The sequence below is a fragment of the Alteriqipengyuania triglochinis genome, from assembly GCF_054655655.1.
The window spans coordinates 21,755-36,391 of record NZ_BAAHNC010000004.1; the positions used below are offsets into that span (position 1 = coordinate 21,755).

19 protein-coding genes are annotated in these 14,637 nt (G+C 65.7%); 16 read left to right on the forward strand and 3 right to left on the reverse strand.

What is annotated here, in order from left to right; all coding sequences use genetic code 11:
- The first annotated feature begins 198 nt into the window (after positions 1-198).
- The 3 genes from ACYQ0L_RS12980 (at position 199) to ACYQ0L_RS12990 (ending at position 3,596) form a co-directional block, all read left to right on the forward strand.
- Positions 199-1,377 carry an acyl-CoA dehydrogenase family protein gene (locus ACYQ0L_RS12980; protein ID WP_459789708.1) on the forward strand — a complete coding sequence of 393 codons (1,179 nt, stop codon included), beginning with the start codon at positions 199-201 and terminating at the stop codon, positions 1,375-1,377.
- Between the two features lie 133 nt (positions 1,378-1,510).
- Positions 1,511-2,650, forward strand: coding sequence for an acyl-CoA dehydrogenase family protein (locus ACYQ0L_RS12985; protein WP_459789709.1), 1,140 nt, complete (start codon positions 1,511-1,513; stop codon positions 2,648-2,650).
- Between the two features lie 142 nt (positions 2,651-2,792).
- Entirely contained in the window at positions 2,793-3,596 is an 804-nt protein-coding gene (locus ACYQ0L_RS12990) for an SDR family NAD(P)-dependent oxidoreductase (RefSeq protein WP_459789803.1), read from the forward strand.
- A gap of 63 nt (positions 3,597-3,659) precedes the next feature.
- Here ACYQ0L_RS12990 and gmk read toward each other — a convergent pair whose 3' ends face one another.
- From gmk to ACYQ0L_RS13005, 3 genes are all read right to left on the reverse strand, one after another.
- Positions 3,660-4,322, reverse strand: a complete 663-nt coding sequence (gene gmk / locus ACYQ0L_RS12995; protein ID WP_459789710.1) for a guanylate kinase — start codon at positions 4,320-4,322, stop codon at positions 3,660-3,662.
- Between the two features lie 101 nt (positions 4,323-4,423).
- Entirely contained in the window at positions 4,424-4,822 is a 399-nt protein-coding gene (locus ACYQ0L_RS13000; RefSeq protein WP_459789711.1) for a hypothetical protein, read from the reverse strand.
- A gap of 50 nt (positions 4,823-4,872) precedes the next feature.
- Positions 4,873-5,385: an SspB family protein gene (locus ACYQ0L_RS13005; RefSeq protein ID WP_459789712.1), complete on the reverse strand. Its 513-nt coding sequence runs from the start codon at positions 5,383-5,385 to the stop codon at positions 4,873-4,875.
- 120 nt (positions 5,386-5,505) lie between these two features.
- Between ACYQ0L_RS13005 and hisB the strand changes: the two genes are divergently transcribed.
- The 13 genes from hisB (at position 5,506) to ACYQ0L_RS13070 (ending at position 14,546) form a co-directional block, all read left to right on the forward strand.
- On the forward strand, positions 5,506-6,099 hold the full coding sequence (gene hisB, locus ACYQ0L_RS13010) for an imidazoleglycerol-phosphate dehydratase HisB (protein WP_459789714.1): 594 nt from the start codon (positions 5,506-5,508) through the stop codon (positions 6,097-6,099).
- Positions 6,092-6,709 (forward strand): imidazole glycerol phosphate synthase subunit HisH, encoded by a 618-nt coding sequence (gene hisH, locus ACYQ0L_RS13015; protein ID WP_459789715.1) that lies wholly within the window; start codon positions 6,092-6,094, stop codon positions 6,707-6,709. The genes hisB and hisH overlap by 8 nt, the downstream gene beginning before the upstream one ends.
- Positions 6,710-6,776: 67 nt before the next feature.
- The gene (gene hisA / locus ACYQ0L_RS13020) at positions 6,777-7,568 is read left to right on the forward strand and encodes a 1-(5-phosphoribosyl)-5-[(5-phosphoribosylamino)methylideneamino]imidazole-4-carboxamide isomerase (protein WP_459789716.1); all 792 of its coding nucleotides are present in this window, start codon (positions 6,777-6,779) and stop codon (positions 7,566-7,568) included.
- A gap of 115 nt (positions 7,569-7,683) precedes the next feature.
- Entirely contained in the window at positions 7,684-8,448 is a 765-nt protein-coding gene (gene hisF, locus ACYQ0L_RS13025; RefSeq protein ID WP_459789717.1) for an imidazole glycerol phosphate synthase subunit HisF, read from the forward strand.
- A 75-nt stretch (positions 8,449-8,523) separates the two neighbouring features.
- Positions 8,524-8,883 carry a phosphoribosyl-ATP diphosphatase gene (locus tag ACYQ0L_RS13030; protein ID WP_459789718.1) on the forward strand — a complete coding sequence of 120 codons (360 nt, stop codon included), beginning with the start codon at positions 8,524-8,526 and terminating at the stop codon, positions 8,881-8,883.
- Positions 8,873-9,247: a histidine triad nucleotide-binding protein gene (locus ACYQ0L_RS13035; protein ID WP_459789719.1), complete on the forward strand. Its 375-nt coding sequence runs from the start codon at positions 8,873-8,875 to the stop codon at positions 9,245-9,247. The genes ACYQ0L_RS13030 and ACYQ0L_RS13035 overlap by 11 nt, the downstream gene beginning before the upstream one ends.
- A gap of 124 nt (positions 9,248-9,371) precedes the next feature.
- Positions 9,372-9,845: a YbgC/FadM family acyl-CoA thioesterase gene (locus ACYQ0L_RS13040; protein WP_459789720.1), complete on the forward strand. Its 474-nt coding sequence runs from the start codon at positions 9,372-9,374 to the stop codon at positions 9,843-9,845.
- Positions 9,846-9,875: 30 nt separating this feature from the next.
- Positions 9,876-10,580, forward strand: a complete 705-nt coding sequence (tolQ, locus tag ACYQ0L_RS13045) for a protein TolQ (RefSeq protein ID WP_459789804.1) — start codon at positions 9,876-9,878, stop codon at positions 10,578-10,580.
- A gap of 31 nt (positions 10,581-10,611) precedes the next feature.
- The gene (locus ACYQ0L_RS13050) at positions 10,612-11,049 is read left to right on the forward strand and encodes an ExbD/TolR family protein (RefSeq protein ID WP_459789722.1); all 438 of its coding nucleotides are present in this window, start codon (positions 10,612-10,614) and stop codon (positions 11,047-11,049) included.
- A gap of 11 nt (positions 11,050-11,060) precedes the next feature.
- Positions 11,061-11,921, forward strand: a complete 861-nt coding sequence (locus tag ACYQ0L_RS13055; RefSeq protein WP_459789723.1) for an energy transducer TonB — start codon at positions 11,061-11,063, stop codon at positions 11,919-11,921.
- Positions 11,922-11,956: 35 nt separating this feature from the next.
- Positions 11,957-13,306 (forward strand): Tol-Pal system beta propeller repeat protein TolB, encoded by a 1,350-nt coding sequence (gene tolB / locus ACYQ0L_RS13060; RefSeq protein ID WP_459789805.1) that lies wholly within the window; start codon positions 11,957-11,959, stop codon positions 13,304-13,306.
- A 75-nt stretch (positions 13,307-13,381) separates the two neighbouring features.
- Positions 13,382-13,894 (forward strand): peptidoglycan-associated lipoprotein Pal, encoded by a 513-nt coding sequence (gene pal, locus ACYQ0L_RS13065; RefSeq protein WP_459789724.1) that lies wholly within the window; start codon positions 13,382-13,384, stop codon positions 13,892-13,894.
- A 118-nt stretch (positions 13,895-14,012) separates the two neighbouring features.
- Entirely contained in the window at positions 14,013-14,546 is a 534-nt protein-coding gene (locus tag ACYQ0L_RS13070) for a J domain-containing protein (RefSeq protein WP_459789726.1), read from the forward strand.
- Positions 14,547-14,637: the final 91 nt, after the last annotated feature.

Sequence of the window (14,637 nt, forward strand, 5' to 3'; positions counted from 1 at the left end):
TTGCTGGCCGCGTCTTACGTTCACGTAACACTACGGGTTGTGTGGTCGCGTGCAAGCGCAATCGGCCTGCCGCTACGGCATACCGGGTTTACGAATCCACGCTTGCGGCGGGGCCTCGCTTGCCTTTACGTAGGCGTGAGCAAAAGCACCGGCGGTGAGAGTCTACGATCGCTCCGCCGCATCCGAGGAGAGAGATACATGGCCGATCTGGAGCAATTCCGCGCGGAAACGCGCAGCTGGCTCGAAGCCAACTGCCCCCCCGAAATGCGCAAGCCCGTCGAGGACGAGAACGACGTCTACTGGGGCGGGCGAAATGCCAAGTTCAAGAACGATGCGCAGAAGGCCTGGTTCGAGGCATGCCGCGACAAGGGCTACACCGTACCCGCATGGCCCAAGGCCTATGGCGGTGCGGGCCTCTCGCCCGCCGAGGCGAAGGTGCTGCGCGAGGAAATGGCGCGCATCAACGCGCGTCCGCCGCTCAGCTCCTTCGGCATCTGGATGCTTGGCCCGGCACTGCTGCACTTCGGCACCGAAGGCCAGAAGCAGAAATTCCTCAACGAGATCGCGCGCGGCGAGATTCGCTGGTGCCAGGGCTATAGCGAGCCAGGCAGCGGATCGGACCTCGTCTCGATGCAGACCTATGGCGATGACAAGGGCGATCACTGGATCGTCAACGGCCAGAAGATCTGGACCTCCTACGCCGACGAAGCAGACTGGATCTTCTGCCTCGTCCGTACGGACAAGGAGAACAAGTACCAGGGCATCACCTTCATGCTGTTCGACATGGCGGGCGACGGCGTCTCGACCAAGCCGATCAAGCTGATCAGCGGCAACAGTCCGTTCTGCGAAACCTTCATGGACGATGTGAAGGTCCCCAAGTCCTACGGCGAGGATATCCCGGCCTATGTCGGCGAGATCAATCGCGGGTGGGACGTCGCCAAGTACCTGCTCGGCCATGAGCGCGAGATGATCTCCGCCACCGGCGGCGGAGACCGGGCATCCTCGCTCGGCGCCGTGACCAGCCGCCGGGGAGAGCTCGACCCGGTGCTGCGCGCCGAAATGGCGATGTTCGATGTCGACGCGCTGTCCTTCACCGCGATGAGCGAGAAGTTCCTCGACGAGGTCAAGGTGGGCAAGGGCCATCCGGCGCAGCCGAACATGCTAAAGTATGCGGGCACCGAGCTCAACAAGCGCCGTCACGAGTTGCTGATGGCGGCAGGCGGCAGCCGCACTCTCGAATGGGAGAGCGAGGAGACCGAGCACGGCAAGCCCGCCCGCAGCTGGCTGCGCACCAAGGCGAATTCGATCGAGGGCGGCACCAGCGAGGTGATGCTCAACGTGATTTCGAAGCGCATCCTCGAACTGCCGGGCGCGTAACGAGCGAAAAAAATCAATTCGTCATCCCTGCGAAGGCGGGGATCCAGATAACGCTTGCGGCGGAAAGCCAAGGTTGTCTGGGCCCCTGCCTTCGCGGGGGCGACGCGGAAGGGATGTGGGAAGGAAACCCGAAATGCCACTTTATTACGACGACGATCAGGCGATGCTTGCCGACAGCGCGAGCGATTTCATCCGCGAAGAAGGCGCGATCGCGAAACAGCTGCGCCACTGGCGCGACCGCGACTGCAAGGACGGCTTCGGCCACGCCCTGTGGGAGCAGTTCGGCGAAATGGGCTTCACCGGTATCCTGCTGCCCGAAGAGGATGGCGGGCTGGGCATGGGCCAGGTCGAGGCGAACATCGTGATGGAAGAGATCGGCGCGAACCTCACCCCGTCGCCGTTCCTCAGCAGCTCCGTGCTCGCCGCGACGGCGCTGAGGCACGGCAGCGACGATACGCGTGGCCGCTGGCTGCCCGATCTGGTCGCTGGCAAGAACGTCTATGCGGTCGCGATCGACGAAGGCCCCAAGCACCGGCCCGAGAAAATCGCCTGCAAGGCGGAGAAGTCGGGCAACGGCTTCAAGCTTTCCGGCAAGAAGGACTTCGTGGTCTATGGCGCCAGTGCCGAGATGATCGTGGTCGCCGCGCGTACCTCGGGCAGCGACAGCGATGCCGACGGCATCACGCTGTTCGCGGTGCCGCAGGACGCATCGGGCATGAGCCACGACAGCGTGCGGCTGGTCGACTCCTCGATGGCGAGCCACATCACCTTCGACGGGGTCGAATTGGATGGCGACGCGGTGATCGGCGAAGTCGATGGCGGCCGCGAGATACTCAATGCCATGCTACGTGCAGGCCGCGTCGGTGCATCGGCCGAAGGCGTCGGCGTCGCACGCGGCGCGATGGACATGACGGTCGACTACCTCAAGCAGCGCAAGCAGTTCGGGCAGCTGATCGGCAGCTTCCAGGCGCTGCAGCACCGCGCCGCGCACCTCTATTCCGAAGTCGAGATCGCCCGCGCGGTCACGATCAAGGCGGCACAGCTGGTCGATGCAGGCAGCGAGAAGGCCGACCTGATGGCCTCGGTCGCCAAGGCCAAAGTCGCCAAGGCGGCCGGCCTCTCGGTGCGCGAAGGCGTGCAGATGCACGGCGGCATCGGGATGACCGACGAATACGATATCGGCCTCTACATGAAGCGCGACCGCGCGCTGCAGGAGTTCCTCGGCGACCAGTACTACCACGCGGGCCGCGTGGCCGAGCTGAGCGGGTATTGAATTGGTCTCCCCTCCCGTTCGCGGGAGGGGGCGGGGGTGGGCATGGGCTCGCAAGAGCCCACCCCGCTGCGACTAGGACTTGCGGGACGAGCCCAAGTCTCGTTGCCCCTCCCGTAAACGGGAGGGGAGGAGAACTATTATGATGAAACTCACCGACCTGTTCGGCCTAGAAGGCAAGGTTGCACTCGTCACCGGCGGAAGCCGCGGCATCGGCAAGATGATCGTCGAGGGCCTGCTCGAAGCGGGCTGCGCGAAGGTATACATTGTGGCCCGCAAGAAGGAGCAGGTGGACGAGACATCTGCCGAGCTGGGCGACAAGGTCATCGGCCTCGTCGGCGACCTGTCGCAGATGGAAGGCATCCAGAAGCTGGCCGACGAGCTCGCGAGCCGTGAGGACAAGCTCGACCTGCTCGTCAACAATGCGGGTGCCGCCTGGGGCGAGCCGTTCGAGGAGTTCACCGAGGCCGGCTGGCACCGCACCGTGGACCTCAACATGAAGACGCCGTTCTTCCTGACGCAAAAGCTGCTGCCGCTGCTCAAGAAGGCAGGCACTGCGGAGCGCCCCGCCAAGGTGCTGATGATCGCCAGCATCGACGGGATGAAGACCAATCCTTGGCCGACCTATCCCTACCAGGCGAGCAAGGCGGGGCTGATCCACCTGACCCGGCGGATGGCTGCCGAGCTGATCGGACACAATATCGTGGTCAACGGGATCGGCCCGGGTGCCTTCCCCTCGGCGATGAACCGCGCGGCGCGCGACAATGAAGAGACGGTCAAGCGCGGCATCCCGAGCAAGCGCGTGGGCGTGACCGAAGATATGGCGGCAGGGGCGATCTACCTCCTCAGCCGCGCGGGCGACTACGTGGTCGGCACGACGATCCCGATCGACGGCGGCGTAGTCAACGCCAACATGTCGACCAGCTTCGTCGATCCGTCGGGGGATTAAACCCCAAGGGGCCTGATTTCGAGCCTCGGGACGGCCTGAAGGCCATGTGTCCCGGGGCTGGCGTTACCCCATAAGTTCGCGCACAAACGGAATCAGCCCCGTCTGGCGCGTGCGGCGCATGCGTTCGGCATGGAGGATTTCGCGAACCTTGGCGAAGCATGCGTCGACATCGTCGTTGATGACGACATAGTCGTATTCGGCCCAGTGGCTGATTTCGGCGCGGGCGCGTTCCATGCGGCTGTTGACCACCTCTTCGCTGTCGAGCGCGCGCGCGGTCAGGCGGCGATGCAGTTCGGGCAGGCTCGGAGGCAGGATGAACACGCTGACCGTGTCCTGCTGGTCCTTCTGGTAGAGCTGCTGGGTGCCCTGCCAGTCGATGTCGAACAGGTAATCCTGCCCGCGCTTCAGCCCTTCGCGGATGTGGCCCTTGGGCGTGCCGTAACGATTGCCGAACACCGGCGCCCACTCGTAGAATCCGTCTTCCTCGATCAGCCGGTCGAATTCGGCATCGCTGACGAAGTGGTAATCCTTGCCGTCGATCTCACCCTCGCGCGGGGGGCGCGTGGTGGCAGAGACCGACAGCATGATTTCCTCGTCCGAGGCGAGCAGCATGCGCGACAGCGTCGTCTTGCCCGCGCCCGAGGGCGAGGAGAGAATGAACATCAGGCCCCGTCGGTGCAGGGTATCGGATTCGGATGTGGAGGAAGGCTCGGCCATGTCCGCCATTGGACCGGCGGTTGCGGATAGATCAACCCTCGCGGGTGAATAGTTTTCGCTATCGGTCTTGGAAAGGGCGCGTCCGCAAAGGCGCGGCAGCAGGGGGCCGATCAGTCCTCGGCTGCTTTTTCCAGCAGTTGCGCATCGCCCTTGGCCCGCGCTTTCTTCGCCTGTCGCCGATCATAGAGCGTCTTGGCCAGCATGCCGCTGCCAACCATGAACGCACCGGCCGAAGAGCGCGAGGCCATCTTGGCCAGCGCGAAGCTGGTGAGGGTAGAGCCGAGCCCCTGATTGTCGGCGATCGATTGCGCCGTCTCCTTGCCGTAGCGGCCCTTGAGCATGCGCTTGTCTACCGCCTTGCGAAGCAGGATCGAGCCCGTCCGGACCAGCGCATTTGCCATGATCAGGTTGCTGGCCGGGTTGGGCGATAGACCGGGGACAGGCTCGCCGCGTGCGCGTGCCTGCCCTCGGGCAACCTTGTGGCGCAATTCTTCGCGGCGTTTGCTCATATCGTGGTCCCTTGATTGGCGGGCTCACGACGCGACGTCTCGCGTGAGCCCTATTTCTTGCGACCGAAATCGACCGTGACGACGTTCGATCCATCCTCGCTCTTGCCAACGGGTGCGTCGCTCGCGCGTTCCCCGGTATCGTCGCCATCGTTCCCGGCGGGGTCGGTCAGGCCGGGCGTCTCCTCATCCGCAGTCGCCTGGAACTGGAGGCCGAAATCGACCGCCGGATCGACGAAAGCGGTGATCGCGGAGAACGGCACCGCGAGGTGGGCGGAAATCCGGTTGAAGCTCAGCCCCACCGAAAAGCCTTCGTCGGTCACGTTCAGGTCCCAGAACTTGTTCTGGAGCACGATCGTCATCTCGTCGGGGAAGCGTTCGCGCAGGTGATCGGGAATCTCGACCCCGGGGGCCGCGGTCTTGAAGGTGATGTAGAAATGATGGTTGCCGGGCAGGGTGCCGCCGCCCGCCTCGATCTCTTGCAGCACGCTGCCGACCACGGCGCGCAGGGCCTCCTGCACGATCTGGTCGTAGGGGATCAGGCTGTCGGGTGTATTGTCACTCATATTGGTGGTTTAGGTGGCGGGGAGTGCACCCGCGGTCAAGCGCAGAATGGCGCAGGCGCACAAAGGCGCCTGACGCAGAATGCTTGCGCGGGGCCGCGCAGCCCGATAGCGCGCTGACCCATGCGAACAGGTCTTATCGAGCGGGACACGGCGGAAACCCGCATCCGCGTGGCAGTGAATCTCGACGGGTCGGGTGCCTACGACGTGCACACCGGGATCGGCTTCCTCGATCATATGGTGGAGCAGTTCTCCCGCCATTCGCTGATCGATGTGGAGATGCGCGTCGATGGGGACCTGCATGTCGACCAGCACCACACGACCGAGGACAGCGCGATCGCGCTGGGCCAGGCGCTGGCGCAGGCGCTCGGCGACAAGGGCGGGATTGCGCGCTACGGCCAGGCCTTCTCGCCCATGGACGAGACGCTGGCGCGCGTCGCGCTGGATATTTCAGGGCGGCCCTGGTGCGTGTGGCGTGCGGGCTTCAGCCAGACCAAGCTGGGCGAGTGGGACACCGAACTGATCGAACACTGGTTCCAGTCGGTCGCGCAAACCGCCGGCCTGACGCTGCACGTCGAACTGCTCTACGGCAGCAACAACCACCATATCTGCGAAGCGATCTACAAGGGCTTCGCACGCGCCATGCGGCAGGCGGTGGAGATCGACCCGCGCAAGGGCGGGGCGGTGCCAAGCACCAAGGGTATCCTGGGTGGCTGAGGCTGTTGCGCTGATCGATTACGGCGCCGGGAACCTGCATTCGGTCGAAAACGCGCTCAGGCGGGTCGGCGCGGATGTCGCGCTGGTTTCGGATGGGGATGCGCTGGCCAGGGCGGAGCGGATCGTGCTGCCCGGCGTGGGCGCGTTCGGTGCGTGTTATAGCGGCCTCGCCAGCCTGCCCGGCATGATCGAGGCGCTGGAGGGCCGCGTGCTCAAGGACGGCGTGCCCTTCCTGGGCATCTGCGTCGGCATGCAATTGCTGGCGGATCGCGGACTGGAGCATGGCGAGACCGAGGGGCTCGGGTGGATCGGCGGGCAGGTGCGCGCGCTCGAGCCGTCCGGGCACGTGAAGGTACCGCACATGGGCTGGAACGATGTGGTCGTGGCCGACGATGCGAGCGGGCTGATCCATCCGGGTGAGGCCTATTTCCTCCATTCCTACGCCTTCGATGTCGCGGACACCGCGCATGCTGCTGCGCGGACCGACCACGGCGGATCGGTGACGGCGGCGGTCGCACGCGACAATATCCTCGGCGTGCAGTTCCACCCGGAGAAGAGCCAGGCCTACGGGCTGGCGCTGCTCGAGAGGTTTTTGAAGTGGAAGCCCTAACTCGCGTCATTCCCGCGCAGGCGGGGAGTCGAAGACAAGCGAAGCCAATCCAGCCAAGGGACGTGGCATGTCCCAACACCGCCATCTGGACCCCCGCCTGCGCGGGGGTGACGAACAAGGACTCGGTACTGTGATTATCTTCCCCGCCATCGACCTCAAGGGCGGCAATGTCGTCCGCCTCGCCGAAGGCGATATGGACCGCGCGACCATCTATGGCGACGATCCGGGCGAACAGGCTGCGCGCTTCGCCATGGCCGGTGCGAGCTGGTTGCATGTCGTCGACCTCGACGGAGCCTTCGCGGGCGAGCCGGTCAATGCGCACGCGGTCGAGGCCATCCTGCGCCGCTTCCCCGGCAAGGTGCAGCTGGGCGGCGGCATCCGCACGCGCGAGGGGGCCGAGCGGTGGCTCGAGCTGGGCGTGGCGCGGGTGGTGATCGGCACGGCGGCGCTCAAGGACCCCGAACTGGTCAAGGCGCTCGCGGCGGACCATCCGGGCCGCGTAGTGGTCGCGGTCGACGCGCGCGACGGAATGGTCGCGACCGAGGGCTGGGCGAGCGTGTCCGACCTGCCGGTGGAAGACTTGGCGCGCCGGTTCGAGGATGCGGGCGTCGCTGCGCTGCTGTTTACCGATATCGGCCGTGACGGCCTGCTCAAGGGCTGCAATGTCGAGGCGACCTTGGCGCTGGCCGAGGCGCAGTCGCTCCCGGTGATCGCCAGCGGCGGTGTGGCGGGGATCGAGGATATCCGCGCGCTCGCCCCGCATGCAAAGGACGGGATCGAAGGCGTGATTACCGGCCGCGCGCTCTACGATGGGCGGCTCGATCTGGCTGAGGCCTTGCGCGTGGGGGCGGGCGAATGATCCTCTCCGGCAGAGGGAGGGGGGCCGCGTGCAACGCGGTGGAGGTGCCCTGTGCTCCGTCTTGCCCCTCCACCAGCCCGCGGCTGGTCCACCTCCCCGTCTCGCGGAGGAACTCATGACCGTCCGCATCCGCGTCATCCCCTGTCTCGATGTGGCCGAGGGCCGCGTGGTGAAGGGCGTCAACTTCGTCGATTTGCGCGATGCCGGCGATCCGGTGGAGCAGGCGCATGCCTATGACCTCGCCGGGGCGGACGAGCTGTGCTTCCTCGATATTTCCGCCAGTCACGAAGGGCGCGCGACGCTGGCCGATATCGTCCGGCGCACGGCGGAAGTCTGCTTTATGCCGCTGACCGTGGGTGGCGGGGTGCGGTCCGTCGAGGATGCGCGCACGCTGCTGCTCGCGGGGGCCGACAAGGTCGCGATCAACTCCGCCGCCGTGGCGCGGCCCGAACTGGTCGACGATATCGCGCAGCGCATGGGCAGCCAGTGCGTGGTGGCCTCTGTCGACGCCCGGCGCGGCGAGAGCGGGCGCTACGAAATCTTCACCCACGGCGGCCGCCGCGCGACCGGGATCGACGCGCTCGAGCATGCCACGAAGCTGGCACAGCTGGGCGCGGGCGAACTGCTCGTCACCTCGATGGACCGCGACGGGACGAAAGACGGCTACGACCTCGAACTGACGCGGATGATCGCCGATGCGGTCGATGTGCCGGTCATCGCCAGCGGCGGGGTCGGCACGCTCGATCACATGGTCGCCGGCGTGCGCGAAGGGCATGCCAGCGCCGTGCTCGCCGCCAGCATCTTCCACTTCGGGCAGCACACCATAGCCGAGGCGCAGGACGCGCTGCGCGCGGCGGGCTTGCCGGCGCGCCAGACCTGAGGCTCTTCGATTGAAAGATCGATCGATTTTCGAAACTATCCGCCAGCGCAAACGTCTGAAGATGGATTGCTCGCAATGACGAAGGAAAATGGTTTGAACGACACGCTCGCCCGCCTGGAACAGACCATCCTCGAACGTCGCGATTGCGACCCGGAGACGAGCTATGTCGCGCTGCTCAGGCGCGATGGGCGGTCCAAGATGGCGCGCAAGCTGGGCGAGGAAGCGGTCGAGGCGGTGGTCGCCGGGCTTTCGGGGAGTGACCAGGAACTGGTCGGCGAAGCCGCGGACGTGCTGTTCCATCTGATGGTCCTGCTGGCCGATCGCGAGATCGCGCTGGGCGACGTGCTCGCCGAACTCGACCGGCGCGAAGGCATCTCGGGAATCGAGGAAAAGGCCAGCCGCGCGGAGCAAGGGGAAACGACCGATGCCGATTGATCCGACTGCGCCCTACGACGACGACAATATCTTCGCGAAGATCCTGCGCGGGGACATCCCCTGCACCAAGGTGTACGAGGACGATTATGCCTTCGCGTTCGAGGATATCGCCCCGCAGGCGGAGATCCACACGCTGGTGATCCCCAAGGGCAGGTATGTCAGCTGGGACGATTTTTCGGCAAAGGCATCGGACGAGGAGATCGCGGGGCTGGTCCGTGCGGTGGGCATCGTGGCGCGGGCCAAGGGGCTGGTCGAGCCGGGCTACCGCCTGCTCGCCAATGTGGGCGAGAACGGCGGGCAGGAAGTGCCGCATTTCCATGTCCACATTTTCGGCGGGCAGAAGCTGGGCCGGATGATCGCCTGAGCTTTACGCCTTCGCTTCGGGGGGCGCTGCTGCACACAAGCCGGTCGAAACGCACCCGCAGTACGACGGACCGCCCGAATGTGATTGCCGCTGCGAGTCCCTTTCCGGTAAAGGCGCGATCCGCATGACCGACGCATCTCATCCCGTACAGCCTACGCCGCCGGGCGGCGTCTTCGACGGCCCGCTGCACCTGTATGCGGTGCGGGTCTATTACGAGGACACCGATCTTTCCGGCATCGTCTATCACGCCAACTACCTGCGCTGGTTCGAACGCGCGCGCTCCGACGTCTTGCGGATGCTGGAGATCGACCAGCGCGCCGCGATCGAGGCGGGGGACGAGGGTGGCGCCTACGCCGTGGCCGACGTCCAGCTACGCTATTTGCGTCCCGCACGCCTCGACGACGACATCGTTATTCATACGCGGTGCAGCGAAATAAGGGCAGCGAGCGTGCGGATGGTGCAGGAGGCGAAGCGCGATGGGGAAACGATCTGTACTGCGTCCTTGCGCGTCGGCTTCGTCGCACCCAATGGCCGCCCGCGCCGCCAGCCAGAAGCATGGCGCGAGGCCTTCACCAGCATTCTCGATAATCAATCCTAACCTTGGCCCGACGGGGAGCCTGCCCGAATGATGTTTCTCGACCTGCTTGCTGCTGCCACTCCGGCCCCGCCGACCCGGCTGGAGCCGATCAAGCTGTTCCTCGACGCCGATATCGTCGTCCAGGCGGTGATGGCGGGCCTGTTGCTCGCCTCGATCTGGAGCTGGATGATCATTATCTCCTTCACGTTCAAGCTGGGCGGAGCGAAGAAGCGCGCCGCCAAGTTCGAACAGGATTTCTGGGCCTCGGAGAATTATGAGGAAACGCTCGACGCCTATCGCAACCGCGATGTCGGGTCCGCGCGCATTGCATGGGCGGCGATCACCGAGTGGAAGAAGTCGACCAAGGGCGGCGTGAAGGATGTGCGCGGCGCGCAGAGCCGGATCGCGGCGGTGATGGACAGCCATGTGGCCGAAGAGGCCGACCGCCTGGCCGGACGGCTCAACTTCCTCGCCACGCTAGGCTCGGTCGCGCCCTTCGTGGGCCTGTTCGGCACCGTCTGGGGGATCATGAACAGCTTCTTCCAGATCGGTGCGCAGCAGAATTCCTCGCTTGCGGTGGTTGCGCCCGGGATTTCCGAAGCTCTGTTCGCAACCGCGATCGGCCTGTTTGCCGCCATTCCCGCGGTCATCGCCTACAACCGCTTCGGCGCGAGCGTGAACAGTTACGAAGCGATCCTTCAGCGCTTTGCCGACCGCTTCAACGCGAACCTGGGCCGCGAGTTGGAGCGCGTCTGATGTTTTATTGGCACCGCAGAGGAGAACTCTGATGGCGATGGGCGTCCACACCCATAAGCGCGGGCGCAATGCCAGGCGCGCGCCGATGGCGGAGATCAACGTCACCCCGCTGGTCGACGTGATGCTGGTGCTGCTGATCATCTTCATGGTCACCGCCCCGCTGATGACCGCGGGCGTGCCAGTCGAACTGCCCGACAGCCGGGCCAACGCGCTGCCGCAGAACGACGCGCCGGTGAACGTCTCGATCGCCAGCGACGGCATGATCTACGTGGGCGAGGATGCGGTCGCGCCGGGCGATCTGGCTGCGGCGCTGGCCGCGGAGGCCGATGGCGATCCGACCCGCGAAGTGATCCTGCGGGCGGACCGCTCGCTCGACTATGGCCGGGTGCTGGGCGTGATGGGTGAACTGAACCGCGCGGGCTTCAACTCGATCTCGCTGGTCAGCAACTCTTCAGGCGAATCGCTTTAGCCGGCGGACAGATGCAGGCGAAATCCTTCTCCGGCCCCGATGGCATTGCGCTGATCGTAGCGATTGCGCTGCACGTGGCGCTTGTGGCCGCGCTGTTGCTGCAGGGCGCGACACGCGAGCCGATGCCGGAGCCCAAGCGGATCACCGTCAACTTCGCGGAGGAGGTCGGGACGACTTCCGCCGCGCCCGATCCGGTGCGCGAATCGCAGGCGTCGGTCGCGCCCGAACTGGGCGAAACTGCGCCGCCACCGATCGAATACGCGCCGCCCCCGCCGCTGCCTGCGCCAGCCCCGCAGCCCACCAGCGCCCCCGCTCCCCAGCCGCGCCCTGCGCCGCGCGCCACCAGCCGCCCGCAGCCGCGCCCGTCCCCGCGCGCGAGTGCGCAGCCGAAACCTGCGCCAAAGCCGACCACCCGCGCGACCTCCGCCCCGCCGCGTCCGGAGCCCACCCGCGAGACGCGCCGATCCGGCGGCAGCCGCGTGGGGAGTGACTTCCTGGCCGGGCAGGGCGATAGCGCAAACAGCAGCGAGACACGGACACCCGCCGATACGCTCGGCCCCACGGCGCTCGCGTCGCTGGAGGCTGCGATCGCGCGACAGGTGAAGATCAGGTGGCAGGGCCGCGCGCCCCAGGGGCCCGATGCCGAAAAGCTTGTGACCCGGGTCCGGTTCAGCCTAAACCCGGACGGGTCGCTGGCAGGCACCCCGCAGGCCGTCGGCGAGACTCTGGGTCAGACCCCGCTCAACCAGAACCAAGTAAGCCGCCACCGTGAAGAGGCTGTGCGAACCATCCGGCTCATCGGGCGTTTCAATCTCCCGATCGAAGTGCCGCCCGGCCAGAACACGTTTACCATTAGATTCGAAAAGGACTGACCGTGAAAACCAGCATTCTTGCTCTTGTTGCATTGATGGCTTCACCTGCGGTCGCCCAGGATCTGGGTACGCCGCTGCCGCCCAGCGAGCGGGTGGAGACCATCGAGGAAGCGCCCGAACAGGGCGATATCGTCGTCACCGACGAAAGCATGTGGGACGACCTGCAGCTCGCGATCCCCGCCTTCGCCGCCGAACGCGATGTCTCGACCGCGGCCAATGCCAGCGGCACGGCGGCGCTGGGTGCGGAGCTGGCGCGCGTGGTGACGGCCGATTTGCAGAACAATGGCCTGTTCGATCCCACCGGTCCCGATGCGTTGCCCAAGCCTTCCTTCCCGCAGATTACCGATCCGGTGTGGGGCGTGTGGGGCACGCGCGGTGCGGAAATGCTGGTGCAGGGCTATGTCCGCCCCCGGTCCGACGGCAAGCTGGTAGTCGGCTGCTATCTCTACGATGTGGCCTTGCAGGAAGAGCTGACCCGTTCGGGCTGGGTCGTCCCGCCATCCGACTGGCGGCGTGCCGCGCACAAATGCGCCGACCTCATCTATTCGCGCCTGACCGGCGAAAGCCCGTTCTTCGACAGCCGTATCGCCTATATCGCGGAGACGGGCCCGAAGGATAACCGCACCAAGCGGCTCGCGATCATGGACAGCGACGGTGCCAACCACCGCTTCATCACCACGGGCCGCGCGACTGCGCTGACCCCGCGCTATTCGCCCGACTACCGCAAGCTGATGTACCTCAGCTATGTCGACGGTAATCCGCGGATCTACATCTACGACATCGGCACGGGGCAGCAGACGCTCGTCACCGAAAGCGCCAACCCCACTTTCGCGCCGCGCTGGAGCCCCGATGGCCGCTGGGTGCTCTATTCGATGGCGGTCAACGGCAATACGGACATCTACCGCGTCTCCGCCAATGGCGGATCGAGCGAGCGGCTGACCACCGCGCCCGGTATCGACGTGGGCGGGTCCTACTCGCCCGATGGCAGCCGGATCGTGTTCGAAAGCGACCGGTCTGGCGAACAGCAAATCTACATGATGAATGCCGACGGTTCGAACCAGCGTCGCATCACCTTCTTCAGCGGACGCGCGGCGACGCCCGAATGGAGCCCGCGCGGCGACCAGATCGCGTTCACGTACATTGCCGGCGATTTCAACGTCGCCACGATGAGCCCCGACGGGAAGAACTTCCGCAAGCTGTCCGATGGCTGGCAGGACGAGGCGCCGACCTGGGCGCCCAACGGCCGCATCCTCCAGTTCTTCCGGACCGAGCGCAACACCGGCCGCACCGCGATCTACCAGGTGGACCTGACGGGCGATAACCTTCGTCGCCTGCCCACCCCGGTCGATGCGTCGGACCCGGCCTGGGGCCCGATCCTGCCCTGAGACGTTGCAGCAACAACCGCTGATTTCGTGGGGTCGCACCGACGAAGCTGAAGGCATTTTTGTAAGGAGAGACCTATGAACGCGCGTATCAAGCTGGCCATCGTCCTCGCCACCACGGCCTCCCTCGCGGCCTGTAAGTCGCCGACGCCGGAAGAACTGCCGCCCGAACCGGGTGTCAGCCAGCCCGGCAACACGGGCGGCGACACCAATTATGGCGCCGGCGTTGGTACGCAGGAGCATTTCGTCAATGCGGTGAACGGCCAGAACGTGATCTATTTCGACACCGATCGCTACAATGTCGACACCGCCGACGCAGCGGCGCTGCAGACGCAGGCAGCGTACCTGTCGCAGTATCCCAACATCACCGTCACGATCGAAGGCCATGCCGACGAGCGCGGCACGCGCGAATACAACCTTGCCCTGGGCGAGCGGCGCGCGAACTCGGCCAAGAACTACCTCGTCAGCCTCGGCATCGCGGCCAACCGCATCCGTACGGTCAGCTACGGCGAGGAACGCCCCGTGGCGACTGCCTCCACCCAGCAGGCATGGGCTCAGAACCGCCGTGCGGTGACCGTGGTCATCGACTAGGCATTCTGCCCGCAACGAAACGGGAGGCGGGCGGTCCGGTGCGGATCGCCCGCCTTTTTTGTGCGCCGATCGGTCGACGCATGGTTGAAGGAACGCCGCGGAACCCTAAACTGGACCGATGGCGAAACCGCGCAGATCGAATGACTGGGGATTTCCGCGCTGGCGTGGCTACGAGGAAAGCCGCGAGGCCGCGACCGTGCGTCTGTGCGACCGGCATGGCTGCGACGAGAAGGGCGATTGCCCTGCGCCCAAATCTCCCAACAGCCCGGATCGCTGGTATTTCTGCCAGAAGCACGCGGCGGAATATAACAAGGGCTGGGACTACTTCGAAGGGCTGGACAAGGAGCAGGCGGCCGAGCGCGCGCGCACCGAACAGCGCGACAATGCGGGCTATGCCGAGGCATCGCATTACAGCTGGGGCGGGGCGGGCGACGGATCGCGATCCGCGGACGAAATGCGCGCGCTCGACGTGCTCGAGCTGGAGGCCGATGCCGATTTCGCCACGATTAAACGCGCGTGGCGCGAAAAGGCGAAGACGGTTCATCCCGATGTGAAGCCGGGCGACAAGGAAGCCGCGGCCGAATTCCAGAAACTGCAGGTCGCCTACGAGGTCCTGAAGGCCGCCGAAGCGCGGCGCGAATGGATGGGATAGCGATTTAGATCGCAAGTTCACAAAACCGTAATGGTCACGACGCGGAGCAGTCACGCGCCCGCACTAACGCCCCGCTCGCAATCGCAGCATA

Excerpts from the sequence above, each read along its gene's own strand:
- ACYQ0L_RS12980 (WP_459789708.1), top strand. The coding sequence starts at position 199 with ATGGCCGATCTGGAGCAATTCCGCGCGGAAACGCGCAGCTGGCTCGAA.
- ACYQ0L_RS12985 (WP_459789709.1), top strand. The coding sequence starts at position 1,511 with ATGCCACTTTATTACGACGACGATCAGGCGATGCTTGCCGACAGCGCG.
- ACYQ0L_RS12990 (WP_459789803.1), top strand. The coding sequence starts at position 2,793 with ATGAAACTCACCGACCTGTTCGGCCTAGAAGGCAAGGTTGCACTCGTC.
- gmk (WP_459789710.1), bottom strand. The coding sequence starts at position 4,322 with ATGGCGGACATGGCCGAGCCTTCCTCCACATCCGAATCCGATACCCTG.
- ACYQ0L_RS13000 (WP_459789711.1), bottom strand. The coding sequence starts at position 4,822 with ATGAGCAAACGCCGCGAAGAATTGCGCCACAAGGTTGCCCGAGGGCAG.
- ACYQ0L_RS13005 (WP_459789712.1), bottom strand. The coding sequence starts at position 5,385 with ATGAGTGACAATACACCCGACAGCCTGATCCCCTACGACCAGATCGTG.
- hisB (WP_459789714.1), top strand. The coding sequence starts at position 5,506 with ATGCGAACAGGTCTTATCGAGCGGGACACGGCGGAAACCCGCATCCGC.
- hisA (WP_459789716.1), top strand. The coding sequence starts at position 6,777 with ATGTCCCAACACCGCCATCTGGACCCCCGCCTGCGCGGGGGTGACGAA.
- hisF (WP_459789717.1), top strand. The coding sequence starts at position 7,684 with ATGACCGTCCGCATCCGCGTCATCCCCTGTCTCGATGTGGCCGAGGGC.
- ACYQ0L_RS13030 (WP_459789718.1), top strand. The coding sequence starts at position 8,524 with ATGACGAAGGAAAATGGTTTGAACGACACGCTCGCCCGCCTGGAACAG.
- ACYQ0L_RS13035 (WP_459789719.1), top strand. The coding sequence starts at position 8,873 with ATGCCGATTGATCCGACTGCGCCCTACGACGACGACAATATCTTCGCG.
- ACYQ0L_RS13040 (WP_459789720.1), top strand. The coding sequence starts at position 9,372 with ATGACCGACGCATCTCATCCCGTACAGCCTACGCCGCCGGGCGGCGTC.
- tolQ (WP_459789804.1), top strand. The coding sequence starts at position 9,876 with ATGTTTCTCGACCTGCTTGCTGCTGCCACTCCGGCCCCGCCGACCCGG.
- ACYQ0L_RS13050 (WP_459789722.1), top strand. The coding sequence starts at position 10,612 with ATGGCGATGGGCGTCCACACCCATAAGCGCGGGCGCAATGCCAGGCGC.
- ACYQ0L_RS13055 (WP_459789723.1), top strand. The coding sequence starts at position 11,061 with ATGCAGGCGAAATCCTTCTCCGGCCCCGATGGCATTGCGCTGATCGTA.
- tolB (WP_459789805.1), top strand. The coding sequence starts at position 11,957 with ATGGCTTCACCTGCGGTCGCCCAGGATCTGGGTACGCCGCTGCCGCCC.
- pal (WP_459789724.1), top strand. The coding sequence starts at position 13,382 with ATGAACGCGCGTATCAAGCTGGCCATCGTCCTCGCCACCACGGCCTCC.
- ACYQ0L_RS13070 (WP_459789726.1), top strand. The coding sequence starts at position 14,013 with ATGGCGAAACCGCGCAGATCGAATGACTGGGGATTTCCGCGCTGGCGT.